Below are 26,993 nucleotides of genomic sequence, written 5' to 3'. Positions count from 1 at the left end.
ACGGGGCGTGATCATCGAGCATCGAGCGCCGACGCGCGCTTACGAACGCTGCGGATTCAGCTTGTCGTTCGAGTACAGCTTGTTCAGCGCGGAGATGTACGCCTTCGCCGATGCCGCGACGATGTCCGGATCGGTGCCGACGCCGTTCACGATCCGGCCGCTCTTCGACAGCCGCACCGTCACCTCGCCCTGCGCCTGCGTGCCGGTCGTGATCGCGTTCACCGAGTACAGCAGCAGCTCCGAGCCGCTGCCGACCTCGCTCTCGATCGCGTTGAACGTCGCGTCGACCGGGCCGTTGCCGCGCGCCTCGCCGGTCACTTCCTGCCCGTCGGTCGCGAACACGATCTTCGCGTGCGGCTGCTCGCCCGTTTCCGAGTGCTGCGCGAGTGACACGAACTTGAAGTGCTCGTGCTCCTGCGCGAATGCCGATTCCTCGGACACGATCGCGATGATGTCCTCATCGAAGATCTCGGCCTTGCGGTCCGCGAGATCCTTGAAGCGCATGAACGCGGCATTCAGCTCGCCTTCGCTGTCGAGCGCGATGCCGAGCTCCTGCAGCCGCTGCTTGAACGCGTTGCGGCCGGACAGCTTGCCGAGCACGATCTTGTTCGCGCTCCAGCCCACGTCTTCCGCGCGCATGATCTCGTACGTGTCGCGCGCCTTCAGCACGCCGTCCTGGTGGATGCCGGACGCGTGCGCGAACGCGTTCGCACCGACGACCGCCTTGTTCGGCTGCACGACGAAGCCGGTGATCTGCGACACGAGCTTCGACGCCGGCACGATCTGCGTCGTGTCGATCCCCAGATCGAGGCCGAAGTAGTCCTTGCGGGTCTTCACCGCCATCACGATCTCTTCGAGCGACGTGTTGCCCGCGCGCTCGCCGAGCCCGTTGATCGTGCACTCGACCTGACGCGCGCCGCCGATCTTCACGCCGGCGAGCGAGTTCGCGACCGCCATGCCGAGATCGTTGTGGCAGTGCACGGAGAAGATCGCCTTGTCCGAGTTCGGAATCCGCTCGCGCAGCGTCTTCACGAGATTGCCGTAGAGCTCGGGGATGCCGTACCCGACCGTGTCCGCGATGTTGATCGTCGTCGCGCCCTCGTCGATCACCGCTTCGAGCACGCGGCAGAGGAAGTCCAGGTCCGAGCGGCTGCCGTCTTCCGGCGAGAACTCGATGTTGTCCGTGAACTTGCGCGCGAAGCGCACCGCGAGCCGCGCCTGCTCGTACACCTGATCCGGCGTCATCCGCAGCTTCTTCTCCATGTGCAGCGCGGACGTCGCGATGAACGTGTGGATCCGGAAGCTGTTCGCGGGCTTCAGCGCGTCGGCCGCGCGCTGGATGTCCTTGTCGTTCGCGCGCGCGAGCGAGCAGATCGTGCTGTCCTTCACGAGCGACGCGATCGTGTGGATCGCATCGAAGTCGCCGTTCGAGCTCGCGGCGAAGCCGGCCTCGATCACGTCGACCTTCATCCGCTCGAGCTGCTTCGCGATGCGGATTTTCTCTTCCTTCGTCATCGACGCACCGGGCGACTGCTCGCCGTCACGCAACGTCGTGTCGAAAATGATCAGCTTGTCTGTCATGGGGGGCTCCAAGGCTCTGGGTACGGTGTACGGGGGTCAAACGAGAGGGTTCGCGCCACCGCAGGCGACGCTCGACAACAGACGAAGCTCGACGGGGGGCGAAAACGGTCAGCGCGGCAGGCGCGCTAGCGCTAGCGCGCGTAGCGGCGCACCGGCTAGAAGGAGGGAGAAGCGGGAAAATGCGGTCATGCCAGCGACTATAGCGACATTCCACGGCGCATGCAATCGGCGCGCCACCCGACGTGCAAGCATGAAAGGGACAAATGAAAACGGCGCCCCGAAGGACGCCGTTCGCCGGCGCGGGAAAATCCGCCGGTCAGTCGCGCTGCGACGACCTGGCCGGATTCGAGCGGCCGCGCACCGCCATGTACGCCCAGAACACGTAGCCGGACAGCCCGTACAGCACGAACAGGCAGAACAGCATCAGCGGCGGATCGGACGATACGAGCACGAACGCGACGACGACGAGCAACGCCCCCGCGAACGGCACGCGATGCCGGATGTCGAGCGCCTTGCCGCTGTAGAACGGCGCGTTCGACACCATCGTGACGCCCGCGTAAATCGTCAGCACGAACGCGACCCACGGCAGCCAGCCGAGCTTCACCGGCACGCGGTTGTCGGTCGCGAGCCAGACGAAGCCGGCGATCAGCGCGGCCGCCGCCGGGCTCGGCAGCCCCTGGAAGTAGCGCTTGTCGACCACGCCGATGTTCGCGTTGAAGCGCGCGAGCCGCAGCGCCGCGCCCGAGCAGTAGACGAACGCGGCGAGCCAGCCCCAGCGGCCGAGATCCTTCAGCACCCACTCGTACATCACGAGCGCCGGCGCGACGCCGAACGACACCATGTCGGACAGGCTATCGAACTGCTCGCCGAACGCGCTCTGCGTGTGCGTCATCCGCGCGACGCGGCCGTCCATCCCGTCGAGCACCATCGCCGCGAAGATCGCGATCGCGGCGGTGTCGAAGCGCACGTTCATCGCCTGCACGACCGCGAAGAAGCCGCAGAACAGCGCGGCGGTGGTGAACGAGTTCGGCAGCAGGAAGATGCCGCGCGTCCTCAGGAACTGCCGGCGCGCGGCGCGACGGGTCACGACGGCGGGCGACGGATCCGGCATCACCGGCTTGTTGCGGCGAAACGGCCGCAGCGGCTGGACCTTGCCGTTGCGCGGCCGGCGCGGTTTGAATGCGGCCATGGTGCGCGGCGCCTTACTGTTCGAGCTCGGCGAGGATCGTCGACGACGCGTAGACCTTCTCGCCGATCGACACCTTCGCGCGGCTGCCGAGCGGCAGGTACACGTCGACGCGCGAGCCGAAGCGGATGAAGCCGTAGCGCTGGCCGCGCGAGAGCGGCTCGCCCGCGCGCACGTAGCAGAGGATCCGGCGCGCGACGAGGCCGGCGATCTGCACCGACGTGACGGTCTTGCCGCTGCCCGTCTGGATCACGAGCGCGTTGCGCTCGTTCTCGGTCGACGCCTTGTCGATCGCCGCGTTCAGGAACGCGCCCGGGAAATATTCGACCTTCGAGATCGCGCCGTCGACCGGCGAGCGCTGCGAATGGACGTTGAACACGTTCATGAACACGCTGATCTTCAGCGCGTCGCGCTTCGCGTACGGGTCGTGCGCGGTCTCGACCGCGACGATCCGGCCGTCGGCCGGGCACAGCACCGCGTTCGCCTGCGACGGCACCGGGCGCTGCGGATCGCGGAAGAACTGGACGACGAACACGAGCAGCAGCCAGAACGGCCACGCGAAGCCGAAACCCCCGACGGCGTGGATCAGCAGCGCGACGACGGCTGCGATCGCGATGAACGGCCAGCCTTCGCGCGCGATGATCGGATGAGGATAGTTCATGGATTCGTTCTGTATCCGGTGAATTGGAAAGCCCGTAGGATAGCAAAAGCCGCCCGGGGCACTGGTGCCTTCGGGCGGCTTTTTGATGCCGACCCTCTACGCGAGGGTCGGAAAACAAACATATTGCTTAGTTCTTCGTCTGGTCGACGAGCTTGTTCTTCGCGATCCACGGCATCATCGCGCGCAGCTTCGCACCGACCGTCTCGATCTGGTGCTCGGCCGTCAGGCGGCGGCGCGACTGCAGCGTCGGCGCGCCGGCCTTGTTTTCCAGAATGAAGCTCTTCGCGTATTCGCCGGTCTGGATGTCGGTCAGGCACTGCTTCATCGCCTTCTTCGTCTCTTCCGTGACGACGCGCGGGCCCGTCACGTACTCGCCGTACTCGGCGTTGTTCGAGATCGAGTAGTTCATGTTCGCGATGCCGCCTTCGTAGATCAGGTCGACGATCAGCTTCAGCTCGTGCAGGCACTCGAAGTACGCCATTTCCGGCGCGTAGCCCGCTTCGACCAGCGTCTCGAAGCCCGCCTTGATCAGCTCGACGGTGCCGCCGCACAGCACGGCCTGCTCGCCGAACAGGTCGGTTTCGGTCTCTTCGCGGAAGTTCGTCTCGATGATCCCGGCACGACCACCGCCGTTCGCCGCCGCGTACGACAGCGCGATGTCGCGCGCCGCGCCCGACTTGTTCTGCGCAACCGCGATCAGGTGCGGCACGCCGCCACCCTGCGAGTACGTGCCGCGCACCGTGTGGCCCGGCGCCTTCGGCGCGATCATGATCACGTCGAGGTCGGCACGCGGGATCACCTGGCCGTAGTGCACGTTGAAGCCGTGCGCGAACGCGAGCGCCGCGCCCTGCTTGATGTTCGCGTGCACTTCCTTCGCGTACACGTCGGCGATCTGCTCGTCCGGCAGCAGCATCATCACGACGTCCGCGCCCTTCACCGCTTCCGCGACTTCCTTGACCGAGAGGCCGGCGTTCTCGGCCTTGCTCCACGACGCGCCGCCCTTGCGCAGGCCGACCGTCACGTTGACGCCGCTTTCCTTCAGGTTCAGCGCGTGCGCATGGCCTTGCGAGCCGTAGCCGATGATCGTGACTTGCTTGCCCTTGATCAGGGAGAGGTCAGCGTCTTTGTCGTAGAAAACGTTCATGATGGTTCCTTCGTTAATTCAACAATTTCGTTCAATTTGGGTACTGCGGGCCGGGACATGACGGCGCACCCGGCGTGCCATTGAGGCATCAAACCTTCAGGATGCGCTCGCCGCGTCCGATGCCGGAGCTGCCGGTGCGCACGGTTTCGAGAATCGCGCCCGCGTCCAGCCCCTGGATGAATGCGTCGAGCTTGTCGCTCGCGCCCGTCAATTCGATCGTGTAGGTCTTCTCGGTCACGTCGATGATGCGGCCCCGGAAAATGTCCGACATCCGCTTCATCTCTTCGCGCTCCTTGCCCACCGCCCTTACCTTGATCAGCATCAGCTCCCGCTCGATGTGCGCACCGTCGGTCAGGTCCACCACTTTCACCACCTCGATCAGGCGGTTCAGATGCTTCGTGATCTGTTCGATCACGTCGTCGGAGCCGATGGAAACGATGGTCAGGCGCGACAGCGACTGGTCTTCGGTCGGCGCCACCGTCAAGGTTTCGATGTTGTAGCCGCGTGCGGAGAACAGGCCGACCACGCGCGACAGCGCGCCCGGTTCGTTTTCCAGCAGGACGGAAATGATGTGTCTCATGTTCGCTTCTTCCAGTGTGTCCAGTGTCGATGGCAGCGTCGCACCGCCGCGCACCGCGCCGCCCTTCGTGAAGGCGGCCGCGCGCGGCCGGCGCTCAACGCGCCGTGCGCCGTTACAGGTCTTCCGAGCCGAGCAGCATCTCCGTGATGCCCTTGCCGGCCTGAACCATCGGCCAGACGTTTTCGGTCGGGTCGGTCTGGAAGTCGAGGAACACGGTGCGGTCCTTCAGGCGCAGCGCTTCCTTCAGCGCCGGCTCGACGTCCGCGGTCTTCTCGATCCGCATCCCGACGTGGCCGTACGCTTCGGCGAGCTTCACGAAATCCGGCAGCGCATCCATGTACGAATGCGAATAGCGCTTGCTGTATTCGATCTGCTGCCACTGGCGAACCATGCCGAGGTAGCGGTTGTTCAGCGAAATGATCTTGACCGGCGTGTCGTACTGCAGGCAGGTCGACAACTCCTGGATACACATCTGGATCGAGCCTTCGCCGGTGATGCACAGCACGTCGTCGTCGGGATGCGCCATCTTCACGCCCATCGCCGCCGGCAGGCCGAAGCCCATCGTGCCGAGGCCGCCCGAATTGATCCAGCGGCGCGGCTTGTTGAAGCGGTAGAACTGCGCGGCCCACATCTGGTGCTGGCCGACGTCCGAGCAGACGAACGCATTGCCGTCCGTCAGCTCCCACGCCTTCTCGACCACGTACTGCGGCTTGATGATCTCGCTCGCGCGGTCGAACTTCAGGCAGTCCTTCGAGCGCCAGTCCTCGATCTCCTTCCACCACTGCGCGAGCGCCTCGGTGTCGGGGCCGTGCTCGGCCGTCTGCAGCTGCTCGATCAGGTCCTTCAGCACTTCCTTCACGTCGCCGACGATCGGGATGTCGACCTTCACGCGCTTGCTGATCGACGACGGATCGATATCGATGTGGATGATCTTGCGCGGACGCGACGCGAAGTGCGCCGGATCGCCGATCACGCGGTCGTCGAAGCGCGCGCCGATCGCGATCAGCACGTCGCAGTGCTGCATCGCCATGTTCGCTTCGTACGTGCCGTGCATGCCGAGCATGCCGAGGAATTTCTTGTCCGACGCGCGATAGCCGCCGAGGCCCATCAGCGTGTTCGTGACCGGGTAGCCGAGCAGATCCGCGAACTGGTTCAGCTCGCGCGCCGCGTCGGCGAGGATGATGCCGCCGCCGGTGTAGATGTACGGGCGCTTCGCGGACAGCAGCAGCGACACCGCCTTGCGGATCTGGCCCGAATGGCCCTTCGTGACCGGGTTGTACGAACGCAGCGACACGCTCTTGAGCGGCTCGTACTGGCACGGCGTCTTCGAGATGTCCTTCGGGATGTCGATCAGCACCGGGCCCGGACGGCCGGTGCGCGCGATGTAGAACGCCTTCTTGACGGTCGCCGCGAGATCGCGCACGTCCTTCACGAGGAAGTTGTGCTTCACGCACGGGCGCGTGATGCCGACGGTGTCGCACTCCTGGAACGCGTCCAGACCGATCGCGGCAGTCGGCACCTGGCCGCTGATCACGACCATCGGGATCGAATCCATGTAGGCGGTCGCGATGCCGGTCACCGCGTTGGTGACGCCGGGGCCGGAGGTCACCAGGCAGACGCCGACCTTGCCGGTCGAGCGCGCATACGCGTCGGCCGCGTGCACGGCCGCCTGCTCGTGGCGCACCAGCACGTGCTGAATCTTGTCTTGTTTGTACAGCTCGTCGTAGATATACAGGACCGAGCCGCCAGGATAGCCCCAGATGAACTCGACATTTTCGTCGGCCAGTGCCTTCATGAGCACGGTGGCGCCGATCGAGTCGGTTTGGGGAGAGGAAAGCGGTTCCGACGTGGAGAATTCCGCGCTGGGCATGTTCATATTGACCTTTCGAATTTTCGGCAAAAAATTGATCGGGTGCTCTCTGCCGGGCTCATGACCCGGGTTCAAGCGGCGCGTCCAGTTGAAGGGCGGGCTTCTTGGGCCAGCCTCAAATGTGACCATCACTTATGTTGCGAACCGATGACGATAGCGCCTGGCTTCGACGCAGTCAAGAAAAATATCCCGCAGCGCGTCATCGCCACCCGCCGGCCCGCGCGGCGACGCTGCCCGGGCGCAACGCGGCGATCCGACCCCGTGCCCAGCGGCACCAAAATTTGTTAGCATCCGCGGGTTTTACGAAGTTTTTCGACCTTTTACGGATTTTGCCGCCGGCCGGCAGCGCAGACCTTCACGGAATGGCATCAGACAAGGAACTCGCCGACTTTCTGGCGGGCGTCGAGAGGCGCGCGTTCAAGCAGGCCGTGTACGCGGTGCGCGATGACGACGCGTCGCTCGACATCGTGCAGGACGCGATGATCAAGCTGGCCGAGAAGTACGGCGACCGCCCGGCCGCCGAGCTGCCGCTGCTGTTCCAGCGTATCCTGCAGAATGCGATCCACGATTTTTTCCGCCGCCAGAAGGTCCGCAACACGTGGGTCACGCTCTTTTCGTCGCTGAACACCACCGACGACGACGAGTTCGATCCGCTCGAAACCCTCGAATCCGCGGACGACACCGCGGGCGTCGAGAGCAGCGAGAACCGGCTCGAGCGTGAACAGATCCTGTCCCTGATCGACGAGGAAATCCAGAAACTTCCGGCGCGTCAACGCGAAGCGTTCCTGATGCGTTATTGGGAGGATATGGATGTCGCCGAAACCGCTGCCGCGATGGGGTGCTCCGAGGGCAGCGTCAAAACGCATTGCTCGCGGGCCACGCATGCGCTGGCGCATGCGCTCAAGGCCAAAGGAATCACGCTATGAGCTCCGCTCCCAACCAGGAAATCGAATTCGCGCTCAAGGTCCGCCGCGCGCTCGACGAGCGCGCAGCCGCGCTGCCCGTCGCCACGACCGACCGGCTGGCCGTCGCGCGCCGTGCCGCGCTCGCGCGCAAGAAGCCCGAGCCCGTCGCCGCGCCGGTGTTCGTGCCGGCGTTCGCCGGCATGCCCGCCACGTCCGGCCCGCCCCGCACCGGCCGGCGTCCGCCCGCGTCGCTCGGGCGTCGCCTGCTGCGCGCGTGGCCGCTCGCGCTGCTCGTCGCCGGCCTCGTCGGCATCGGGTACTGGGAAGACATGCAGCGCACCGCCGAACTCGCCGACATCGACGCCGCGATGCTCAGCGACAACCTGCCGCTCAACGCGTACCTCGATCACGGGTTCAACGCGTATCTGACGCACGCCCGCTAACCGCGCGCCGCCAACCAACGCAACACACGAGGGGATCGCACGGGTGAGGGGGAGTCAGAAACGCGGCCTGGCCGTATTCTTCGGATGCGTGATCGCGATCGCCGTCGCCTACGTCGCCACGTATTCACGCTTTCACCCGCAGCCCACGACGATCGCCGCCGCGACCAGCGTCCCCGCACTCGCGTCCGCCGCGATCGCGCTGACCACCGATCTCAACCTCACCCCGCTGCCCGCCGCCGGCGGCCCGCTGTCGTGGGCGCGCCTGACGCCCGAGCAGCGCGCGGCGCTCGCGCCGTTCGCCGGCCAGTGGGATTCGTTCAGCGATACCCGCAAGCGGAAATGGCTGCGGATCGCCGCACGTTTCCAGAAGTTGCCGGCCGATGAGCAAAAGCGCCTGCAGGAGCGCTGGACCCAGTGGGCGAAGATGACGCCGGAGCAGCGCAGCGACGCACGCGAGAACTACCAGCTCGCGAAACAACTCCCCGCGCAGGCGCGCGAGCGCGCGTGGAAAGCGTATCAGCAGCTCCCCGAAGAGCAGAAGGAGCGCCTCGCGGCGATCGAGCGCCACCGCCGGCCGACCGTCGTCAGCGCGCCGCCGACCGGCAAGCATCACCTCGCGCCGCACGAATTGCAGGCGAGCGCCGCGGCCGCCCTGCAGCCCGCGCTGCCCGCGGCCGCATCGGGCGCCGCGGCCGCGCAGCCGCCTGCCCCCGCCGCCGCGGCCGCCTCCGCGCCGCCGGCGCCTGCCGCGCAGCCGCCGCTGCCCGGCACGTCGTCGATGTTCACCGGATCCTGAGCTGCCGTGCCGCGCTCACCCGCCGCCGCCGCCGCGCCAACCGCCGCCGCGCCGCCCGCCCCGCCGTCGGTCGGGCGCCGGCTCGCCGCGCTGCTCTACGAAGGCGTGCTGCTGTTCGGCATCGTGTTCTTCGCGGGCCTCGCGTTCGCGCTCGCGACCGGGCAGCGCAACGGCCTCGTCCACCACAACCTGCTCGCCGCGTGGGTCGCGCTCGTCGTCGGCGGGTATTTCGTCTGGTTCTGGACCCACGGCGGCCAGACGCTGCCGATGAAGACCTGGCGCCTGCGCGTCGAGGGCGCCGACGGCCGGCCGCTGTCCGCCGCCCGCGCGCTCGCGCGCTATCTGCTCGGCTGGCTCTGGTTCCTGCCGCCGCTCGCCATGCACCCGCTCCTCGGCTTCTCGGTCCCCGGCACGCTCGCGGCCGCGGCCGTCTGGTTCGCGCTGTGGGCCGCCGCCGCGCGGCTGCATCCGGCCCGCCAGTTTCCGCACGACCGCCTCGCCGGCACCCGCATCGTCGCGCTGCCGCGCGCTTGAATCCCCGTCCGTAATAAGAACGTCTCGTGACTGTCATGGCGCAGTCACGCCCGCATGGCGCAATGCCGGTATGTCATCCCGGCGCGAGTCATGCATGGGCCATAAAACGTCCGAGACCTCCCTGTTCCGTCAACCGCTCGGCGCGCACGCCGCCGCCAGCGCCTTCCTGTCCGGCACGGCCGCGGCCGATGCCGTCGCGTCGGCCGTGCGCGGCCAGCACAACAACGACGGCGACGCCGCGAAACACGACGACCACGAGCCGTCCGCGCACCGCTACCGGACCATCTGGCTGTCCGACATCCATCTCGGCACGAGCGGCTGCCAGGCGCCGTATCTGCTCGACTTCCTGCGCCACAACGAATCCGAATACCTGTACCTCGTCGGCGACATCATCGACGGGTGGCAGCTGAAGAAAGGCTGGTACTGGCCGCAGGCGCACAACGACGTCGTGCAGAAGATCCTGCGCAAGGCGAGAAAGGGCACGCAGGTCGTCTACATCCCCGGCAATCACGACGAGGGCGCGCGTCAATTCTGCGATCTCGCGTTCGGCGACATCCAGGTGCGCGGCGAGGCGTTCCACACGACGCTCGCCGGCCAGCGCCTGTGGATCGTGCACGGCGACCTGTTCGACGGCGTGATCCAGCACGCGAAGTGGCTCGCGTATCTCGGTGACACGCTGTACACGCTGATCCTCGTGCTGAACCGCTGGTTCAACCGGATCAGGAACCGCCTCGGGTTCCAGTATTGGTCGCTGTCGCAATACCTGAAGCATCAGGTCAAGAACGCGGTGAACTTCATCTCGCAGTTCGAGACCGTGATGACCGACGAGGCGCGCCGCCGCGGCTGCGACGGCGTCGTCTGCGGCCACATCCATAAGGCGGAGATCCGCGACATCGACGGCGTGCTGTACTGCAACGACGGCGACTGGGTCGAAAGCCTGTCCGCGCTCGTCGAGACGATGGAAGGCGAGCTGAAGATCGTCTACTGGACGGTGATGCGCACGCCGCCCGAAACCGTTTCCCGCAAGTCGAAAGCGACTGCGTGACACACCCCTACAGGAAGGATCGAGCCCGCATGAAGATCATGATCGTCACCGACGCGTGGGAACCGCAGGTCAACGGCGTCGTGCGCACGCTGAAGAGCACGGCCCGCGAACTGTCCGCGCTCGGCCACCGCGTCGAGCTGCTGACGCCGCTCGAGTTCCGCACGGTGCCGTGCCCGACGTATCCGGAGATCCGCCTGTCGATCCTGCCGTACCGTCGGCTGCGCGAGCGGATCGACGCGTTCGCGCCCGACGCGCTGCACATCGCGACCGAAGGCCCGCTCGGCCTCGCCGCGCGCCGCTACGCACGCGCGCGCAAACTGCCGTACACGACCGCGTATCACACGCGCTTTCCCGAATACGTGCAGGCGCGCTTCGGCATTCCGCTCGCGGCGACCTACCGCTTCCTGCACTGGTTCCACGGCCCGTCGCTCGCGGTGATGGCGCCGACGCCCGTGGTGAAGCGCGACCTCGAGCAGTACGGTTTCACGAACGTCGTGCTCTGGACACGCGGCGTCGATCTCGATATCTTCCGGCCGATGGAATCCAAGGTCCTGAACACCGCGCGGCCGATCTTCCTGTATGTCGGCCGCGTCGCGATCGAGAAGAACGTCGAGGCGTTCCTGCGCGTCGACCTGCCCGGCTCGAAGTGGGTCGCGGGCGAAGGCCCCGCGCTCGCCGAGCTGAAGTCGCGCTATCCGGAGGCGAACTATCTCGGCGTGCTGTCGCAGGCCGAGCTCGCGAAGGTCTACGCGGCCGCCGACGTGTTCGTGTTCCCGAGCCGCACCGACACGTTCGGCCTCGTGCTGCTCGAGGCGCTCGCATGCGGCACGCCAGTCGCGGCGTACCCGGTCACCGGCCCGATCGACGTGCTCGGCGACGGCGGCGCGGGCGCGATGCACGAGGATCTGCAGGAGGCCTGCCTCGAAGCGCTGAAGATCGAGCGCACGCACGCGCGCGCATGGGCCGAGCGCTTCTCGTGGCGCGCGGCGTCCGAGCAGTTCGCGTCGCACCTGAAGCCGCTGCCGAAACCCGCGCTCCCGTCCGCGGAAGGTGCCGCCGTTTGAAACGACCGCCGCGCGCCCGAGCCCATCGCCCCGCCTCGCCGGCACGCGCCGCGCCGGCCGCGCGCCATCGTCCGTACGACGAAGAAGATCCGCATCCCGAAACGGATGTGCCCGAACCGCCCGAGCCGCTCGGCCCCGACGATCCGCTGACGCCGCTGCCGCCGAACCCGTACAAGGGCAATCGCGGCTTCGTGCGCGCGTGGTATGCGCTCAAGCATTCGGTGAACGGCTTCAAGGTCGCGATCCGCGAGGAGAGCGCGTTCCGCCAGGAGCTGACGCTCGCCGCGCTGATGCTGCCGATCGGCGCATTTTCGCCGGTGCCGGCCGCGTCGCGCGCGCTGCTGATCGGCTCGGTGCTGCTCGTGCTGATCGTCGAGTTGCTCAATTCGAGCGTCGAGGCCGCGATCGACCGCATCTCGCTCGAACGCCACGAACTGTCGAAGCGCGCGAAGGATCTCGGCAGCGCGGCCGTGACGGTCGCGCTGTTCGCGTGCGTGACGACCTGGGGCTTCGTGCTCGGCCCGGTCGTGCTGCACTGGTTGCGCACGCGCTAGCGCGGCGCGGCGCGGCGTCGCGTGCCCGGCCGGTATTACGAAATGCACCGTCATAACGGAAGCCGGGTTTATAATCGTTCGCCAGACTAGAACAGTAACCCTCGCCGGACACCTCTCGCAGCAGCGAACGCATTCGCCCCGTCCGGCACATACAGGGCCGGACGACATGGAAGCGAAACCTCCCCGCCGCACGCGCGAACGGATTCTCGAGCTGTCTCTGAAGCTCTTCAACGAGATCGGCGAACCGAACGTCACGACGACGACGATCGCCGAGGAAATGGAAATCAGTCCAGGCAACCTGTACTACCATTTCCGCAACAAAGACGACATCATCAACAGCATCTTTGCGCAGTTCGAGCAGGCGATCGAAAAGCGCCTGCGCTTTCCCGAAGATCACCGTCCGACGATCGACGAAACATGGTCGTACCTGCAGTACATGGCCGACTTCATGTGGACGTATCGTTTCCTGTACCGCGACCTCAACGATCTGCTCGCGCGCAACCGCACGCTGGAGACGCACTTCAAGCAGATCATCAGCCACAAGGTCCGCTTCGCGCGCGAGATGTGCGAGCTGCTCGTGTCCGACGGCGAACTCGTCGCGACACCCGCCGAGATCGAGGTGATCGCCACCAACATGGCCGTGATCGCGATGTACTGGCTGTCGTATCAGTACGTGATGCATCCGCGCAAGTACAACGACCAGGACGCGATCCGCGAAGAGCTTCACCAGGTCAGCATGCACGTGATCTCGGTGATGGCGCCGTACCTGCGCGGCCGCTCGCGGCAACTGTTCGACGATCTGGTGTCCGGCAAGCTGCCGAAGCGCGAATTCACCGATTACCTGCCGCCGCGCGACGGCACGCCGCGCGCCGGTGGCGCGGCCCCCGCGAAGGACGCGAAGTGAAGGCTGTCTGTGTGTACTGCGGGTCGTCGCCCGGCGCGCGGCCCGTCTACGCGCAGGCCGCGCGCGCATTCGGCCAGGCGCTCGCCGACGCGGGCCTCGCGCTCGTGTACGGCGGCGGCCGCGTCGGCCTGATGGGCACGATCGCCGATGCGGTGCTCGACGCCGGCGGCCGCGTGATCGGCGTGATCCCGAAGCTGCTCGTCGACAAGGAAGTCGGCCACACCGGCCTCACCGAGCTGCACGTCGTGCCCGACATGCACCAGCGCAAGAAGATGATGGCCGACCTCGCCGACGCGTTCGTCGCGATGCCCGGCGGCGCCGGCACGCTCGAGGAGTTCTTCGAGGTCTACACGTGGGCGCAGCTCGGCTATCACCGCAAGCCGGTCGCGCTGCTGAACGTCGACGCGTTCTACGACCCGCTGATCGCGCTGCTCAGGCACACGGTCGACGAAGGCTTCATGCGCGGCACGTACTTCGATGCGCTCTGCATCGACGCCGAGCCGGCCGCGCTGCTCGACCAGTTGCGCCATTACCGCCCGCCCGCGCTCGACAAGTGGGCGCCCGACGAAACCGAATGACACGGAGCGCCGCGCGATGAGCGACGCGAACACGCCGGATTCCACCGAACGCAAGGTCGTCCTCGTCACCGGCGCGAGCCGCGGGATCGGCCGCGCGTGCGCGATCCTCGCAGCCGCGCGCGGCTGGGACGTCGGCATCAATTACGCGCGCGACCAGGCCGCGGCCGATGCGACCGCGCAGGCGGTGCGCGACGCGGGCGGGCGCGCGTGCGTCGTCGCCGGCGACGTGTCGGTCGAGGCCGATGTGATCGCGATGTTCGATACGCTCGCCGCGTCGCTCGGGCGTCTCGACGCGCTCGTGAACAACGCGGGGATCGTTGCGCCGTCGATGCCGCTCGCCGACATGCCCGTCGAGCGACTGAAGCGGATGTTCGACACGAACGTGCTCGGCGCGTACCTGTGCGCGCGCGAGGCCGCGCGCCGGCTGTCCACCGATCGCGGCGGACGCGGCGGCGCGATCGTCAACGTGTCGTCGATCGCCGCGCGGCTCGGCTCGCCGAACGAATACGTCGACTACGCGGGCTCGAAAGCCGCCGTCGACACGCTGACGATCGGCCTCGCGAAAGAGCTCGGCCCGCACGGTGTGCGCGTGAACGCGGTCCGGCCGGGGCTGATCGAGACCGAGATCCACGCGAGCGGCGGCCAGCCGGGCCGCGCGGCGCGGCTCGGCGCGCAGACGCCGCTCGGGCGCGCGGGCGTCGCGCACGAAATCGCCGAGGCGATCGTCTGGCTGCTCAGCGACGCCGCGTCCTACACGACCGGCGCGCTGCTCGACGTCGGCGGCGGGCGTTAGCGCCCGTTCGCGCCGCCTCGTGTTGCACTCGCGCAACACTACGCCGCCCGGGGGCGCGCATCGCCGCACGCCAAACGTTTTTCCGTAAACATCCGTAACAATCCGTGGTCTACTAGCGCCGTCGCGGCAGCCGAAGCGCCGCTCATCCATCGCGCGCCGCGCGGCCACACAGAATCGGTCCGACCCCATCGCGGAGCCCGGCCCGACGACCCGAGACTTTTTCCATGCAGGGAACCGCAGCGCCCGGCCGGCGGCCCACATCCGCCCCGCCCCGTCACGTCCATCCGTCCGCGGAAAGCGATCGTTCCGTTGCCTCCATCGCCTCCATCGCCGCCGTCCGTGCGATGCCCGCTGCCGGGGCCGCTGGCGCCGGTGCGTCCGCTGGTGCATCCGCAGGGGTATCGATCCCCGCGCTCGACCGCGTCGCCGGCCTCGGCTGGCGCGCGTGGCTGCTCGTCGTCGCGCTGGCGTGCGCGTACCTGCTGCCCGGCGTGCTCGGGCACGACCCGTGGAAGCAGGACGAAACCTACACGTTCGGCATCATCCAGCACATGCTCGACACCGGCGACTTCATCGTGCCGACCAACGCGGGCCAGCCGTTCATGGAGAAGCCGCCGCTGTACGACTGGGTCGCCGCGAGCCTCGCGTGGCTGCTGCAGCGCGTGCTGCCGCTGCACGACGCCGCGCGGCTCGCGAGCGCGCTGTTCGCCGCGCTCGCGTTCGGCTTCACCGCACGCGCCGCGCGCATCGCGACCGGCGCGGCCCGCTGGCTCGACGCGCGCGTCGCCGGGCCCGTCGTGCTCGCGGCCGGCACGCTCGTCGTGATCAAGCATACGCACGACCTGATGACCGACGTCGCGCTGTTCGCCGGCGCCGCGATCGGCTTTTGCGGGCTGCTCGAACTCGTCGTGGATGCGCACGCGCGCGCCCGACAGACGCGCGCCGGCCTGACGCCGCAACCGCACGGCCGCCGTGCGGCCGCGACGTTCGGCGCGGGCGTCGGCATCGCGCTGATGTCGAAGGGACTGTTCGTGCCGCTCGTGTTCGGCGCGACGCTCGCCGGCGCGCTACTGCTCTACCCCGCGTGCCGCACGCGCGCGTTCGGGCGCGCGCTCGCGGTCGCTGCGCTGGTGCTCGCGCCGTTCGCGATCGTCTGGCCCGCCGCGCTGTTCGTGCGCTCCGAGACGCTGTTCATGGTCTGGTTCTGGGACAACAACGTCGGCCGTTTCTTCGGCTTCTCGGTGCCGCAACTCGGCGCCGGCAACGACAAGCCGTTCTTCATCTGGCGCACGCTCGTCACGGTCGGCTTCCCGGTCGGGCCGCTCGCGCTCGCCGCGCTCGCCCGCGGCGCGTGGCGCGACTGGCGCGCGCCGCGCGTCGCGCTGCCGGTGCTGTTCGGCGGCATCGGGCTCGTCGTGCTGGACATGGCCGCGACGTCGCGCGAAGTCTACATCCTGCCGTTCGTCGCGCCGCTCGCACTCGTCGCCGCGCAGGCGATCGCGCGGCTCCCGGCCCGACTGCACGTCGCGTGGGACTATTTGAGCCGCGCGCTGTTCGGCGCGGCCGTGCTGCTCGCCTGGATCGCCTGGTCGGTGATGGCCGATCCGGGCATCTCGCATGCGGCGCTCGCGCCGCTCGGCCGCTGGCTGCCGCTCGACTGGACGATGCCGATCGTGCCCGGCCTGGTGATCGGCGCGCTCGTGCTGACGATCGGCTGGCTGTGGCTGTTGCCGGCGCTACACACGACCGGCCGCTGGCGCGGCGCGCTGTCGTGGACCGCCGGCGCGCTCGTCGCGTGGGGGGTCGTCTATACGCTGCTGCTGCCGTGGCTGGACGTCGCGAAGAGCTACCGGTCGGTGTTCGACGACCTGAACGCGCATCTCGCGATCGAATGGAACGACGACGACTGCATGGCGAGCATCGGGCTCGGCGAATCGGAAGCGCCGATGCTGTACTACTTCTCCGGAATCCTGCACGTGCCGGTGCCGCAACCCGACGCGACGAGCTGCACCTGGCTCATCATGCAGGGCGCGCGCGCGGCGCCGCCGGCGCTCGGCGCCGCGTGGCGGCCGTTCTGGTCCGGTGCGCGCCCCGGCGATCGCGACGAGATGCTGCGCGTGTACGTGCGCACGCCGGAGCCGCACGCGCGCTGACGCGGGCCACACCGCGCCGCGCCGCGCCGCGCCGCGTCACGTCACGTCACGTCACGACACGCGGCGCCGCGTCAGAACGACGATCGCGGCTCGCGCAGAAACGCCGCTTCTTCGTCGGTCGACGCGCGGCCGAGAATCGCATTCCGGTGCGGAAAGCGCCCGAACCGCTCGATCACGGCCGCGTGACGCAGCGCGTAGTCGTGATAGCCGTCGCAGCCCGCGTCCAGGTCCTTCAGCAACGCGAACAGCCGCACGGCCTCGCGCTGGCTGTCGCGCGATTCATCGTGCTCGAACGGCAGATAGACGAACGCGCGGTGATAGACGCTCGGCAGCCGCGCGTCCCAGCCCGCCGCGACGACGTCGCGCGCATGCGCGAGCGCCTTCGCGTCGGCCGCGAACGCGCGCGGCGTGCCGCGATGAATGTTCCGCGAAAACTGGTCGAGCACGACGATCAACGCAAGCGCGCCGAGCGGTGTCGCGGCCCAGCGATCGCACGCGCCGCCGCACGCCGCGTCGTGCAGCGCGCCGAACCGCTCGCGCAGTTGCCCGTCGAGCTTCGCGCCGCCGTTGAACCACGGCGAGCGCGGCTTGCCGAAACCGTCGGAATCGGGCACGCCGAACCAGAAATCGAGCACGTCGCGCGCGTGCGGATCGAGCGCCGCGTAGTCCGTCGCCGAATCGGCCGCCTTCGCGTCGGTCGCCTTCGAGTCGGTCGCCTTCGCGTCGGTCGCCTTCGAATCGGCCGCCTTCGCGTCGGTCGCCTTCGAATCAGCCGCCTTCGAACCGTCCGCCGCCGAATCGCCAGCCGTGGTCATGCGAGCTCCAGCACGAGCCGCCGCGTGCGCGCGCTCTTCTTCTCGAGCTTCGCGACGCGCAGCCCGCCGATCTCCGACGTGTTGCGCACGTGCGTGCCGCCGCACGGCTGCAGATCGACGCCCTCGATCCGCAGCAGCCGCACGCGCCCGAGGCCCATCGGCGGCTTCACGCTCATCGTCCGCACGAGCTCGGGCCGCGCGGCCATCTCGTCGTCGGTGATCCATTCGGTCGTGACCGGATGCGCGCCGCCGATCAGCGCGGCGAGCCGCGCCTCGACGTGCTCGCGCTCGATCGGCTCGACGGTCGCGAAATCGATTCGCACGTAGTCGGCGGTCACGCTGCAGCCGTCGACCGGATACGGCAGCACCGCGCACGCGAGATGCCCGGCGGTATGCAGCTGCATGTGCCGGTAGCGGCGCGCCCAGTCGATCTCGGCGACGACGCGCGTACCCGGCGCGACGGCCGCGAGCGCCGCCTGCTCGGGCGCGGGCACGTGCACCGCGTCGTCGGGCGTCGCGCCGTCGAACTTCGCCTTGCGCGTGTCGGCGATCGCGATCGTCGCGCCGCCGGGAAGCGTCAGCACGCCGGTGTCGCCCGCCTGCCCGCCGCCGAGCGGATAGAACACGGTGCGGTCGAGATGGATGCCGAGCTCGTCGACGGCCGTGACGATCGCGTCGCAGCGGGCCAGATAGGCGTCTTCGCGGAACAATGCTTCAGTAGTCATGATGGGGAACGTGTCGTAGCCGATGAGATTCGCCGAGTGTCGCCCGATGCGCGTTGCGGCCCCAGTGGCGCTTGCACCGGCATCCGGGCGGCGGTGTACCGGTCGATCAGCCGGGCCGGTTGCGCATCCAGTCGGCGGTGTCGAAGAACGAATGCATCAGCCGCTCGCGCAGCGGCTCGGGCAGCCCGGCGTCCTCCATCGCCCACGCCATGCAGCGCAGCCACTGGTCGCGCTCGACCGACGCGATCGCGAACGGCAGATGCCGCGCGCGCAGCCGCGGATGGCCGAAGCGCTCGATGTAGTGGTCCGGCCCGCCGAGCCAGCCGCACAGAAACCAGAACAGCTTGTCGCGCGAGCCGTCGAGCGACGCCGGGTGCAGCGCGCGGATCTGCGCGAACTCGGGCTCGAGGTCCATCAGATCGTAGAAACGATCCACGATTTCGCGCACGCGGGCCTCGCCGCCCACGAGCTCGAACGCCGTCGGCTGCGACGGCGCGTCGTCATTCACATCGGTCATACAGGTCTTCCGGATTCGGGTGCTGGAGAAAGCCGGCGCGCCGCTCAGGTGCGGCTCAAGCGTCGCGCAGCGACCGCAGCGCGGGGCGCCGCAGCACATTATGCAGGCTCAGCCAGCCGGCCGCACCCGCGCACGCGACACCGGCCGCGATACCGGCCGGCACGAGCCACGGATCGGGCACGAGCCGGAAATCGAACACGCGCGACGCGAGCACCGCGCCGACCGCGAGCGCGCCCGCCGCCGCCATCGCGCCCGCGAGCGTGCCGACCACGACGAACTCCGCGCGCTGCACCGCGACCACCTGCGCGCGCGACGCGCCGAGCGCGCGCAGCAGCGCCGCCTCCCGCACGCGCTCGTCGCGCGAGCCGGCGAGCGCCGTGTAGAGCACGAGCACGCCGGCCGCGAGCGTGAACGCGAACAGGAACTGCACCGCGCCGGTCACCTGCAGCAGCACGCGCTCGAGCTGCGCGAGGATCGGCGTCACGTCGATCGCGGTCAGGTTCGGATCGCGCGCGATCAGCGGATCGAGCAGCGCCGCGCGCTCCGTCGGCAAATGGAAGCTCGTCAGGTAGATCGCCGGGAAATCCGTCAGCGCGGCGGGCGGCATCAGCACGAAGAAGTTCACGCGGAACGTGCCCCAGTCGAGCTTGCGCACGCTCGTGATCGGCGCGTCGATCGTCAGCCCGGTCACGTCGAAACTCAGCACGTCGCCCGGCTTCACGTCGAGCGTCTTCGCGAGGCCGGCCTCGATCGAGATCTGCGGCGTTGTCGACGCGCCGTACCAGCGCCCGGCGACGATCCGGTTGTCGGACGGCAGTTGGGTCGTATACGACAGGTTGAACTCGCGGTCAACGAGCCGCCGCGCGTCGTCGGTCTTGTACGCGTTGGGGTCCACCGGCTTGCCGTTGACCGCGATCAACCGGCCGCGCACCATCGGCTCGAGCGCGGCGTCGATGCCGTGCGCGGCGAGCCACGACGCGACATCCGCGCGCTGGTCGGGCTGGATGTCGATCAGGAACTGGTTCGGCCCGTCGGACGGTGTCGACGCGCGCCAGCCGGCGACGAGATCGTTGCGCGTGATCGCGATCAGCAGCAGGCACATCAGGCCGAGCGCGAGCGCGGTGATCTGCAGCGCGCTCGCGGTGCCGCGCCGGTCGAGCGACGCGAGCGCGTAGCGCCAGCCGACGCCCGCCGGCACGCGCGCCGACACACGCGCGTTGCGCGCCGCGCGCGCGGCCGCGAACAGCGCGAGCCGCGCGACGAGCGCGAAGCCGACGAGCCCGAGCGCGAAACCGCCGGCGACGATCAGGCCGAGCTTCAGGTTGCCGGCCGCCGCGATCAGCAACGCCGCGAACAGCGCGACGCCGACCGCATACGCGGCCCACGCGGTGCGCGCGGCACCGCCCCACTCGCGCCGCAGCACGCGCACCGGCGGCACGCGCGTGAGCGGCACGAGCGGCGGCAGCGCGAAGCCGAGCAGCAGCACGAGCGCCGCGCCGACGCCGACGACAGCCGGCCACGCGGTCGGCGGCGGCAACACGACGTCGATCAGGCTGCCGAGCGCCGCGAGCAGGATCCAGTGGCCGCCGTAGCCGAGCAGCGTGCCGGCGACGCCGCCCGCGACGCCGATCCCCGCGAATTCGAGCGCGAACAGTGTGCCGAGCGTGCGGCGGCCAATGCCGAGGCAGCGCATCGTCGCGCAGCCGTCGAGATGGCGGCGCATGTAGCGCTGCGCGGCCATCGCGATCGCGACCGCGGCGAGCAGCGCGGTCAGCAGCGCGACGAGGGTCAGGAACGCGCGCGCGCGGTCGAGCGTCTGTCGCACCTGCGGCTGGCCTTCCTGCAGCGATTCGAGGCCGACGCCGCGCAGCTTGCCGCCGTCGACGCGCGCGTGCGCGTACGCGGCGAAGCGCGCGACGGCCTGCTCGTCGCCCGCGACGAGCAGCCGGTACGTGACGCGGCTGCCGTAGCCGACGAGCCCGGTCGACGCGAGGTCGTCCGCGCGCAGCATCAGCCGCGGCGAAAAGTTGACGAACGAGAAGCCGCGATCGAGCTCGCGGGAGATCGACGCGGCGACCGTGAACGTGCGCAGCCCGACGCGCACGCGGCCGCCGATCGGCACGTGCAGCGCGTCGAGCAGCGCGGGATCGGCCCACACGGTGCCGGGCGCCGGAATCGACGCGGCCTGGTGCGACGGCGCGCCGGGCGCCGGCGCGATCTCGACCGCGCCGCGCAGCGGATAGCCCGGTGAGACGGCCTTCACCGCGGCGAGCCGCGACAGCGGCGCGGCGGCGGGCGACGCAGCGGATGAAGCATCGGGGGAAGGATCGGGGGAAGCGCCGATCATGCTCGGAAAAATCGCGGTCGTCGCGGTGCGCAGGCCGAGCTTGCGCGCTTCGTCGAAGAACGACCGATCGACCGGACGATCGGCGCGCACGACGAAATCGGCGCCGAGCATCCGCCGCGCGTCGCGCTCGAGGCCCGCGCGCAGTCGGTCCGCGAGGAACCCGACGCTCGTCAGCGCCGCGACCGCGAGCACCAGCGCGAGCACCAGCAGCGTCAGTTCGCCGGCGCGCCAGTCGCGCGCGGTCATCCGCGCGGCCAGCGCGACGAGATCGCGCCAGCCGAACCGGCCCGCGTGCGCGCGCGGCGTGCCGTCACCGTGCCCCACGGATGGCGGCCCGACGGATGGCCGCCCCCTCAATCTCGTTTGCTCCCGATCGAATGGAGCCGCGTGACCATGTGGTTCGCCATCCCCCTGAAGCCGCCGTACACGCCGCGCCAGAGCCGCGGCAACGCCCACGCGGACGCCGCGAGGAACCCGGCCAGCAGCACGAGGAACAGCAGCGGCGCGAAGAATGCGAGCGCGAGCCCGCCGAACACGAGGCCGTCCTCGGTGGACGACGCGATCCAGTTCGAGATCGGCTCCGGCGACAGGTTGATCAGCGCGCGCGTGCCGGCCTTCGTCACGTGCGACGCGCCGGCGAGCGTGCCGCCGGCGAGTCCGGCGATCGCGAGCACCGTCGGATCGGCATGGCCGAGCGCGCCGGCCGCGAGCACCGCGCCGGCCGGAATCCGGATGAACGTGTGGACCGCGTCCCACAGGGAATCGAACGCGGGAATCTTGTCGGCAAGGAACTCGGCGACCGCGAGCGCCGCCGCCGCGCCGATCACCCACGGCGACGTGAGGATCGCGAGCGTATCGGGCAGATGGAGCCAGCCGATCCGGGCGAGCACGCCCGCGATCAGCACGGTCAGGTACAGGCGCAGGCCGCTCGCCCACGCGAGACCCGCGCCGAGCGAAATGGCTTCGACCATCACGGCCTCCTTGCATTCAGGCTCGGATGCGTTCCATTATAAGCAGCGCAGCATCCGCCCCCCAAGACACCGGAACCCGAGGGTCGCGCGGCGCGCCGTTCAGTGCGCGGACGACAGCTTGAGCCCGACGAGCCCCGCGACGATCAGCGCCGCGCTCGCGACGCGCGCGGCCGTCACCGCCTCGCCCATCATCACGATGCCGAACACGAACGCGCCGACCGCGCCGATCCCGGTCCAGACCGCGTACGCGGTGCCGAGCGGCAGTTCGCGCATCGCGATCGCGAGCAGCACGAAGCTGCCGAGCGCCGTCACGACCGTAAACACCGACGGGCCGAGCCGTGTGAAGCCGTCCGACGATTTCATCCCGGCCGCCCACGCGACCTCCAGCAAACCGGCGATCATCAACAAAACCCAGGCCATGTCGAAGCGATTCCGCGAATCAGATGGGGCCGTCCCCGTTCAAGCGAATGGCCCGGGGTCGTCCCCGGGCGGCCGGGAGTATAACAAACGGCTTACGGGCGCGCGCTCGTGTCCACGCTCATGCTCACGCTCAAGCGGCGCCGACGAGCCGGTAGCCGACACCCGTTTCGGTGACGATGTACTCCGGCTGCGCGGGATCGCGCTCGAGCTTCTGGCGCAGATGCGCCATGTAGATCCGCAGATAGTGATGACTGTCGACGTGCGACGGCCCCCACACGTCGCGCAGCAGCTGCCGGTGCGTGAGCACGCGGCCCGCGTGGCGCACGAGCGTCGCGAGCAGGCGATATTCGAGCGGCGTCAGGTGGACGATCTCGCCGTCGCGCCAGACCTGGCGCAGCGCGAGATCGACGCTCACCGTCCCGAAGCTCACCTGCGGCGACGCGCTCGCGCCGCCCTGGTTGCGCCGCCGCAGATGCGCGCGGATCCGCGCGCGCAGCTCGGACACGCCGAACGGCTTCGTCAGGTAGTCGTCCGCGCCCGCGTCGAGCGCCGCGACCTTCTCGTCCTCCTGCGTGCGCGCGGACAGCACGATCACCGGCACCTCGGACCAGCCGCGCAGCTCGCGGATTACGTCGAGGCCGTCGGTGTCCGGCAGCCCGAGATCGACGATCGCGAGATCGGGCTGGCGCGTCGCCGCCTCGATCAGCCCCTGCTTGCCGGTCTCGGCCTCGTACACGGCGATCCCCTCCTCCTCGAGCGCGGCGCGCACGAAGCGGCGGATCTGTTTCTCGTCCTCGATCAGGACGACGGTCGGTGTCGGTTCACTCATGGTCGGGCCTATCGGAAGCGGACGGCGCGGGCGCGTCGGACGGCGGCGCGGGCAGCGCATCGGCCTCGTCGGCCTCGCTGTCCGGGATGGCGGCGGGCGGCGGCGCGTCGACCGGCAGCGTGAACCAGAAGCGGGCACCCGTCACGTGCCCGTCGGGCGCGGTGCGGTTCAGTGCGCCGATTTTACCGCCGTGCGCGTCAACGATCGCTCGGCAGATCGCGAGCCCGAGCCCGATGCCCGGCGTCGACGATTCCTTCTCGCCGCGCGTGAACTTGTCGAAGATCCGCGTCTCCATCCCGGGCGGCAGGCCCGGACCGTGATCGTCGACGAACACGCGCACGAACGGCAGCCCGTCCTCGTCGATCCGCTGCGCGCCGATCTCGATCGGCGCGTCGGGCGGCGTGTACTTCGCCGCGTTCTCGAACAGGTTTGTGAACAGGCGCTCCATCAGCACCGCGTCGGTCTGCAGCAGCGGCAGGTCCGGCGGCAGCGCGACCCGCGCCGGATGCCGCGCGAGCACGCGCCGGCACGCGGCGAGCGCCGCGCCGACCGTCTCCTCGAGCAGCGACCACTGGCGCTTCAGTTGCAGGCTGCCCGCCTGCAGCCGCGCCATGTCGAGCAGGTTCGTGACGATGCCGGTCATCCGCAGCGCCTCGTCGTGGATCGCGTCGACGAGTTCGTCCTCGCGCTGCGCGTGCCGCTCCGCCGCCCGGTCGCGGCCCGCCGGGTCGCCGCCCACCCTTGCGGGCCCGCCCGCCGCGCCGGCCGCGCGCGCGTTCGCGAGCATCGACGAGAAGCCGACGATCGACGTGAGCGGCGTGCGCAGGTCGTGCGAGATCGCGGACAGCAGCGAGTTGCGCAGCCGCTCCGACTCCATGCTGACGAGCGCGTCGCGCGCGATGTCGACGTAATGCACGCGCTCGACCGCGAGCGCGATCTGCGCGGCGAACGCGTCGAGCATCCGCTGCTGCTCGGGCACCTCGAGTTCGCGCTGATCCTGCGCGAGCACCGCGAGCACGCCGCGCGTGCGCATCGGCGCCTTCAGCGGCAGGTAGCGCGCCTTCGTCGCGGGCAGCGTGTCGGTGCCGCGCCCGGCCGGCTTCTGCTGGTCGTACACCCACTGGCCGACGTCGTTGTCGAGATCGCCGCCCGTCAGCGTGATCGCCGCGTCGGGCTCCTCGAGCTTCTGCCGGACCTGGTCCGCGCTGTCCGGCAGCAGGATCGCGACGCGCGCGCGGAACACCTCGGACACGTGCCGGCTGCCGATCTCGACGATCTGCTCGTTCGTCAGCGCGGCCGCGAGCTCGCGCGCCATCGCGTACATCGCGCCGGTGCGCCGCTCGCGCCGCTGCGCCAGGTCCGCCTCGCGCGTGAGGCTCGACGTCAGGTGGCTGATCACGAGCGACGTCAGCAGCATCCCGAAGAACGTCAGCAGATACTGCGTGTCGCTGACCGAGAACGACATCCGCGGCGGCACGAAGAAGAAGTCGAACGCGGCGACCGACAGGAACGACTGCAGCACGCCCGGCCCGCGCCCGAGGCGCACCGCCGAGAACACGACGCCGAGCAGGTACAGCATCACGAGGTTCGTCAGGTCGAGGTGCGCGTGGACCGCGCTCGCGACGACCGTGATCCCCGCGCAGATCGCGGCCGCGTACGCGTAGTGGCGCGGCGGCGAGCGGTCGCCGCCAAGGTGCGCGAACGCGTCGCGCCAGTCGCGCGCGCGCGCGTCGAGCGGCGCCACGCGCACCTCGTCGCTCGCGGACGCGCGGATCAGCATCAGATCGACGTCGCCCGCGCGCTCCGCGAGGCGCTCGCCGAACGGCCGCGAGAAGCGGCGCGCGAGCCCCGTCCTCGGCGAGCCGCCCGCGACGACCTTCGATACGTTGCGCACCTTCGCGTAGCCGATCAGCGCGGCGAGCGCGTCGGCGCCCGCGAGCGTCGCGGTCTCCGCGCCGAGTTCCGCCGCGAGCTTCAGCGCGTTCAGCGTGCGCTCGCGCTGCGCGTCCGGCAGCCGCTGCAGCTTCGGCGTCTCGACGTAGACGGCGATCCAGTCCGCCTTCAGGCTCGCCGCGAGCCGCGCGGCCGCGCGCACGAGCGTCGGCGCCTCCGGCCCCGGCCCGACGCAGACGAGCAGCCGCTCGCGCGCCTGCCAGATCCGCTGGATCGAGCGGTCGGCGCGGTACTCGCGCATCTGCGCGTCGACGCGATCGGCGGTGCGCCGCAGCGCGAGCTCGCGCAGCGCGATCAGGTTGCCCTTGCGGAAGAAGTTGCGCACCGCGCGCTCGGCCTGCTGCGCGAGATAGACCTTGCCGTCGCGCATCCGCGCGAGCAGCTCTTCGGCCGGCAGGTCGACGAGCGTCACCTCGTCGGCCGCGTCGAACACGCGGTCCGGCACGGTCTCCCACACGCGAATGCCGGTGATCGAGCCGACCACGTCGTTCAGGCTCTCCAGATGCTGGACGTTGACGGTCGTATAGACGTCGATGCCCGCGTCGAGCAGCTCGATCACGTCCTGCCAGCGCTTCAGGTGGCGCGCGCCCTGCACGTTCGAATGGGCGAGCTCGTCGACGAGGATCAGTTCGGGCTTGCGCGCGAGCGCCGCATCGAGGTCGAACTCGGCGAGCGCGCGGCCGCGGTAGTCGAGCTTCGCGAGCGGCAGCACGTCGAGGCCGTCGACGAGCGCGGCGGTCTCGGTCCGGCCATGCGTCTCGACGATGCCGACAACGACGTCGACGCCGTCCTCCCTGCGCTGGCGCGCGGCCTGCAGCATCGCGTAGGTCTTGCCGACGCCCGCCGACGCGCCGAAGAAGATCTTCAGCTGGCCGCGCCGCTGCTTTTCTTCGTCGCGCTGCAGCTTGTCGAGGAGTTGATCGGGATCGGGACGGTTCATGCGAAACGAGGGGCTCCGGTGCGCGCGCCTGCACGCATTGTCGTTCCAAATGGCCGCGAATGCCAAAGACGGCGCACGCGCCGTCGTTTCATCGCGCGGCGGGCGCGGCCGCGTCGAGCGCGAGGTTCAGCTTCAGCACGTTCACGCGCGGCTCGCCGAACACGCCGAACTGGCGGCCCGTCGTGTGGTCCGCGACGAGCTTCGCGACCGTGTCGGCCGGCAGGTGCCGCGCGTTCGCGACGCGCCCGATCTGGTACTCGGCCGCGGCCGGGCTGATCTCCGGATCGAGCCCGCTCGCGGACGCGGTCACGAGATCGATCGGCACCGGCTTCGACACGTCGGTGCCGGCGTCCTTCAGCGCGGCGATCCGCGCCTTGATCTGATCCGACAGCGACGGATTCAGCGGGCCGAGGTTCGAGCCGCCGGAGTTCGCGGCGTTGTACGGCATCGGCGTGGTCGCGGACAGGCGGCCCCAGAAGTAGCCGGGCTTGTCGAACGACTGGCCGATCAGCGCGGAGCCGACGACCTTGCCGTTCTGCTCGACGAGGCTGCCGTTCGCCTGCGCGTGGAACGCGCTCTGGCCGACGAGCATCACCACGGCGGGATACGCGAGCCCCGTCAGCGCGGCGAGCACGACGAAGATCACGAGAAGCGGACGAATCAATGTTTTCATCGCGAATGTCCT

The 26,993-nt window shown here is 69.4% G+C and carries 26 protein-coding genes; 11 read left to right on the top strand and 15 right to left on the bottom strand.

Features of this window, described 5'->3' with window-relative positions:
* Window positions 1–39: 39 nt before the first annotated feature.
* The 6 genes from HZI36_RS06400 to HZI36_RS06375 form a co-directional block, all read right to left on the bottom strand.
* Window positions 40–1,581, bottom strand: a complete 1,542-nt coding sequence (locus tag HZI36_RS06400) for a 2-isopropylmalate synthase (protein ID WP_179401783.1) — start codon at window positions 1,579–1,581, stop codon at window positions 40–42.
* Window positions 1,582–1,897: 316 nt separating this feature from the next.
* Window positions 1,898–2,770 carry a CDP-diacylglycerol--serine O-phosphatidyltransferase gene (pssA, locus tag HZI36_RS06395; protein ID WP_179401782.1) on the bottom strand — a complete coding sequence of 291 codons (873 nt, stop codon included), beginning with the start codon at window positions 2,768–2,770 and terminating at the stop codon, window positions 1,898–1,900.
* Window positions 2,771–2,783: 13 nt separating this feature from the next.
* Complete coding sequence (locus HZI36_RS06390; protein ID WP_179401781.1) at window positions 2,784–3,428, bottom strand: phosphatidylserine decarboxylase; 645 nt, start codon at window positions 3,426–3,428, stop codon at window positions 2,784–2,786.
* Between the two features lie 127 nt (window positions 3,429–3,555).
* Window positions 3,556–4,572 carry a ketol-acid reductoisomerase gene (gene ilvC, locus HZI36_RS06385; protein WP_179401780.1) on the bottom strand — a complete coding sequence of 339 codons (1,017 nt, stop codon included), beginning with the start codon at window positions 4,570–4,572 and terminating at the stop codon, window positions 3,556–3,558.
* A gap of 88 nt (window positions 4,573–4,660) precedes the next feature.
* Window positions 4,661–5,152 (bottom strand): acetolactate synthase small subunit, encoded by a 492-nt coding sequence (gene ilvN, locus HZI36_RS06380; RefSeq protein WP_006398781.1) that lies wholly within the window; start codon window positions 5,150–5,152, stop codon window positions 4,661–4,663.
* A gap of 112 nt (window positions 5,153–5,264) precedes the next feature.
* On the bottom strand, window positions 5,265–7,028 hold the full coding sequence (locus HZI36_RS06375; protein WP_179401779.1) for an acetolactate synthase 3 catalytic subunit: 1,764 nt from the start codon (window positions 7,026–7,028) through the stop codon (window positions 5,265–5,267).
* 356 nt (window positions 7,029–7,384) lie between these two features.
* Here HZI36_RS06375 and HZI36_RS06370 point away from each other — a divergent pair, with 356 nt between their 5' ends.
* From HZI36_RS06370 to HZI36_RS06320, 11 genes are all read left to right on the top strand, one after another.
* Window positions 7,385–7,948 (top strand): RNA polymerase sigma factor, encoded by a 564-nt coding sequence (locus HZI36_RS06370; protein ID WP_179401840.1) that lies wholly within the window; start codon window positions 7,385–7,387, stop codon window positions 7,946–7,948.
* A complete protein-coding gene (locus tag HZI36_RS06365) occupies window positions 7,945–8,370 on the top strand; it encodes a DUF3619 family protein (protein WP_179401778.1) in 426 nt (141 codons plus the stop codon). The genes HZI36_RS06370 and HZI36_RS06365 overlap by 4 nt, the downstream gene beginning before the upstream one ends.
* 67 nt (window positions 8,371–8,437) lie before the next feature.
* Window positions 8,438–9,166, top strand: coding sequence for a DUF3106 domain-containing protein (locus HZI36_RS06360; protein ID WP_179401839.1), 729 nt, complete (start codon window positions 8,438–8,440; stop codon window positions 9,164–9,166).
* Window positions 9,167–9,172: 6 nt separating this feature from the next.
* Window positions 9,173–9,700 (top strand): RDD family protein, encoded by a 528-nt coding sequence (locus tag HZI36_RS06355; RefSeq protein WP_179401777.1) that lies wholly within the window; start codon window positions 9,173–9,175, stop codon window positions 9,698–9,700.
* Between the two features lie 94 nt (window positions 9,701–9,794).
* The gene (locus HZI36_RS06350) at window positions 9,795–10,745 is read left to right on the top strand and encodes a UDP-2,3-diacylglucosamine diphosphatase (RefSeq protein WP_179401776.1); all 951 of its coding nucleotides are present in this window, start codon (window positions 9,795–9,797) and stop codon (window positions 10,743–10,745) included.
* Between the two features lie 29 nt (window positions 10,746–10,774).
* Window positions 10,775–11,809, top strand: coding sequence for a glycosyltransferase family 4 protein (locus tag HZI36_RS06345; RefSeq protein WP_179401775.1), 1,035 nt, complete (start codon window positions 10,775–10,777; stop codon window positions 11,807–11,809).
* Entirely contained in the window at window positions 11,806–12,363 is a 558-nt protein-coding gene (locus HZI36_RS06340) for a diacylglycerol kinase (RefSeq protein WP_179401774.1), read from the top strand. Before HZI36_RS06345 ends, HZI36_RS06340 begins: the two co-directional genes overlap by 4 nt.
* Window positions 12,364–12,529: 166 nt before the next feature.
* Entirely contained in the window at window positions 12,530–13,267 is a 738-nt protein-coding gene (locus HZI36_RS06335; protein WP_179401773.1) for a TetR/AcrR family transcriptional regulator, read from the top strand.
* Window positions 13,264–13,845, top strand: coding sequence for a TIGR00730 family Rossman fold protein (locus tag HZI36_RS06330; protein ID WP_179401772.1), 582 nt, complete (start codon window positions 13,264–13,266; stop codon window positions 13,843–13,845). The genes HZI36_RS06335 and HZI36_RS06330 overlap by 4 nt, the downstream gene beginning before the upstream one ends.
* A gap of 16 nt (window positions 13,846–13,861) precedes the next feature.
* Entirely contained in the window at window positions 13,862–14,638 is a 777-nt protein-coding gene (locus HZI36_RS06325; protein WP_179401771.1) for an SDR family oxidoreductase, read from the top strand.
* Between the two features lie 224 nt (window positions 14,639–14,862).
* A complete protein-coding gene (locus HZI36_RS06320) occupies window positions 14,863–16,791 on the top strand; it encodes an ArnT family glycosyltransferase (RefSeq protein WP_179401770.1) in 1,929 nt (642 codons plus the stop codon).
* A 71-nt stretch (window positions 16,792–16,862) separates the two neighbouring features.
* Here HZI36_RS06320 and HZI36_RS06315 read toward each other — a convergent pair whose 3' ends face one another.
* The 9 genes from HZI36_RS06315 to kdpC all read right to left on the bottom strand — a co-directional run bounded on the left by HZI36_RS06315 (window position 16,863) and on the right by kdpC (window position 26,981).
* Window positions 16,863–17,606, bottom strand: a complete 744-nt coding sequence (locus HZI36_RS06315) for a DUF924 family protein (RefSeq protein WP_179401769.1) — start codon at window positions 17,604–17,606, stop codon at window positions 16,863–16,865.
* Window positions 17,603–18,331, bottom strand: a complete 729-nt coding sequence (locus HZI36_RS06310) for an alanyl-tRNA editing protein (protein WP_179401768.1) — start codon at window positions 18,329–18,331, stop codon at window positions 17,603–17,605. The genes HZI36_RS06315 and HZI36_RS06310 overlap by 4 nt, the downstream gene beginning before the upstream one ends.
* 106 nt (window positions 18,332–18,437) lie before the next feature.
* Window positions 18,438–18,848 carry a group II truncated hemoglobin gene (locus HZI36_RS06305; RefSeq protein WP_179401767.1) on the bottom strand — a complete coding sequence of 137 codons (411 nt, stop codon included), beginning with the start codon at window positions 18,846–18,848 and terminating at the stop codon, window positions 18,438–18,440.
* 55 nt (window positions 18,849–18,903) lie between these two features.
* Complete coding sequence (locus HZI36_RS06300; RefSeq protein WP_246326987.1) at window positions 18,904–21,441, bottom strand: ABC transporter permease; 2,538 nt, start codon at window positions 21,439–21,441, stop codon at window positions 18,904–18,906.
* A 107-nt stretch (window positions 21,442–21,548) separates the two neighbouring features.
* Window positions 21,549–22,166 (bottom strand): DUF4126 domain-containing protein, encoded by a 618-nt coding sequence (locus tag HZI36_RS06295; protein ID WP_179401765.1) that lies wholly within the window; start codon window positions 22,164–22,166, stop codon window positions 21,549–21,551.
* A 99-nt stretch (window positions 22,167–22,265) separates the two neighbouring features.
* The gene (sugE, locus tag HZI36_RS06290; protein ID WP_179401764.1) at window positions 22,266–22,586 is read right to left on the bottom strand and encodes a quaternary ammonium compound efflux SMR transporter SugE; all 321 of its coding nucleotides are present in this window, start codon (window positions 22,584–22,586) and stop codon (window positions 22,266–22,268) included.
* Between the two features lie 130 nt (window positions 22,587–22,716).
* The gene (kdpE, locus tag HZI36_RS06285) at window positions 22,717–23,415 is read right to left on the bottom strand and encodes a two-component system response regulator KdpE (RefSeq protein ID WP_179401763.1); all 699 of its coding nucleotides are present in this window, start codon (window positions 23,413–23,415) and stop codon (window positions 22,717–22,719) included.
* Window positions 23,408–26,308: a DUF4118 domain-containing protein gene (locus HZI36_RS06280; protein ID WP_179401762.1), complete on the bottom strand. Its 2,901-nt coding sequence runs from the start codon at window positions 26,306–26,308 to the stop codon at window positions 23,408–23,410. The genes kdpE and HZI36_RS06280 overlap by 8 nt, the downstream gene beginning before the upstream one ends.
* An 88-nt stretch (window positions 26,309–26,396) precedes the next feature.
* Window positions 26,397–26,981 (bottom strand): potassium-transporting ATPase subunit KdpC, encoded by a 585-nt coding sequence (gene kdpC, locus HZI36_RS06275; RefSeq protein WP_179401761.1) that lies wholly within the window; start codon window positions 26,979–26,981, stop codon window positions 26,397–26,399.
* Between the last annotated feature and the right edge of the window lie 12 nt (window positions 26,982–26,993).

It is taken from the genome of Burkholderia guangdongensis (assembly GCF_013403875.1).
In the GTDB taxonomy this organism is placed as follows: Bacteria; Pseudomonadota; Gammaproteobacteria; order Burkholderiales; family Burkholderiaceae; genus Burkholderia; species Burkholderia guangdongensis.
This window is presented reverse-complemented; position numbering and strand designations above follow the sequence as displayed.

Bases quoted from the DNA above. Each gene is read 5' to 3' on its own strand.
- HZI36_RS06400 (WP_179401783.1), bottom strand. From the start codon at position 1,581: ATGACAGACAAGCTGATCATTTTCGACACGACGTTGCGTGACGGCGAG.
- pssA (WP_179401782.1), bottom strand. From the start codon at position 2,770: ATGGCCGCATTCAAACCGCGCCGGCCGCGCAACGGCAAGGTCCAGCCG.
- HZI36_RS06390 (WP_179401781.1), bottom strand. From the start codon at position 3,428: ATGAACTATCCTCATCCGATCATCGCGCGCGAAGGCTGGCCGTTCATC.
- ilvC (WP_179401780.1), bottom strand. From the start codon at position 4,572: ATGAACGTTTTCTACGACAAAGACGCTGACCTCTCCCTGATCAAGGGC.
- ilvN (WP_006398781.1), bottom strand. From the start codon at position 5,152: ATGAGACACATCATTTCCGTCCTGCTGGAAAACGAACCGGGCGCGCTG.
- HZI36_RS06375 (WP_179401779.1), bottom strand. From the start codon at position 7,028: ATGAACATGCCCAGCGCGGAATTCTCCACGTCGGAACCGCTTTCCTCT.
- HZI36_RS06370 (WP_179401840.1), top strand. From the start codon at position 7,385: ATGGCATCAGACAAGGAACTCGCCGACTTTCTGGCGGGCGTCGAGAGG.
- HZI36_RS06365 (WP_179401778.1), top strand. From the start codon at position 7,945: ATGAGCTCCGCTCCCAACCAGGAAATCGAATTCGCGCTCAAGGTCCGC.
- HZI36_RS06350 (WP_179401776.1), top strand. From the start codon at position 9,795: ATGGGCCATAAAACGTCCGAGACCTCCCTGTTCCGTCAACCGCTCGGC.
- HZI36_RS06345 (WP_179401775.1), top strand. From the start codon at position 10,775: ATGAAGATCATGATCGTCACCGACGCGTGGGAACCGCAGGTCAACGGC.
- HZI36_RS06335 (WP_179401773.1), top strand. From the start codon at position 12,530: ATGGAAGCGAAACCTCCCCGCCGCACGCGCGAACGGATTCTCGAGCTG.
- HZI36_RS06325 (WP_179401771.1), top strand. From the start codon at position 13,862: ATGAGCGACGCGAACACGCCGGATTCCACCGAACGCAAGGTCGTCCTC.
- HZI36_RS06320 (WP_179401770.1), top strand. From the start codon at position 14,863: ATGCAGGGAACCGCAGCGCCCGGCCGGCGGCCCACATCCGCCCCGCCC.
- HZI36_RS06315 (WP_179401769.1), bottom strand. From the start codon at position 17,606: ATGACCACGGCTGGCGATTCGGCGGCGGACGGTTCGAAGGCGGCTGAT.
- HZI36_RS06310 (WP_179401768.1), bottom strand. From the start codon at position 18,331: ATGACTACTGAAGCATTGTTCCGCGAAGACGCCTATCTGGCCCGCTGC.
- HZI36_RS06305 (WP_179401767.1), bottom strand. From the start codon at position 18,848: ATGACCGATGTGAATGACGACGCGCCGTCGCAGCCGACGGCGTTCGAG.
- HZI36_RS06300 (WP_246326987.1), bottom strand. From the start codon at position 21,441: ATGACCGCGCGCGACTGGCGCGCCGGCGAACTGACGCTGCTGGTGCTC.
- HZI36_RS06295 (WP_179401765.1), bottom strand. From the start codon at position 22,166: ATGGTCGAAGCCATTTCGCTCGGCGCGGGTCTCGCGTGGGCGAGCGGC.
- sugE (WP_179401764.1), bottom strand. From the start codon at position 22,586: ATGGCCTGGGTTTTGTTGATGATCGCCGGTTTGCTGGAGGTCGCGTGG.
- kdpE (WP_179401763.1), bottom strand. From the start codon at position 23,415: ATGAGTGAACCGACACCGACCGTCGTCCTGATCGAGGACGAGAAACAG.
- HZI36_RS06280 (WP_179401762.1), bottom strand. From the start codon at position 26,308: ATGAACCGTCCCGATCCCGATCAACTCCTCGACAAGCTGCAGCGCGAC.
- kdpC (WP_179401761.1), bottom strand. From the start codon at position 26,981: ATGAAAACATTGATTCGTCCGCTTCTCGTGATCTTCGTCGTGCTCGCC.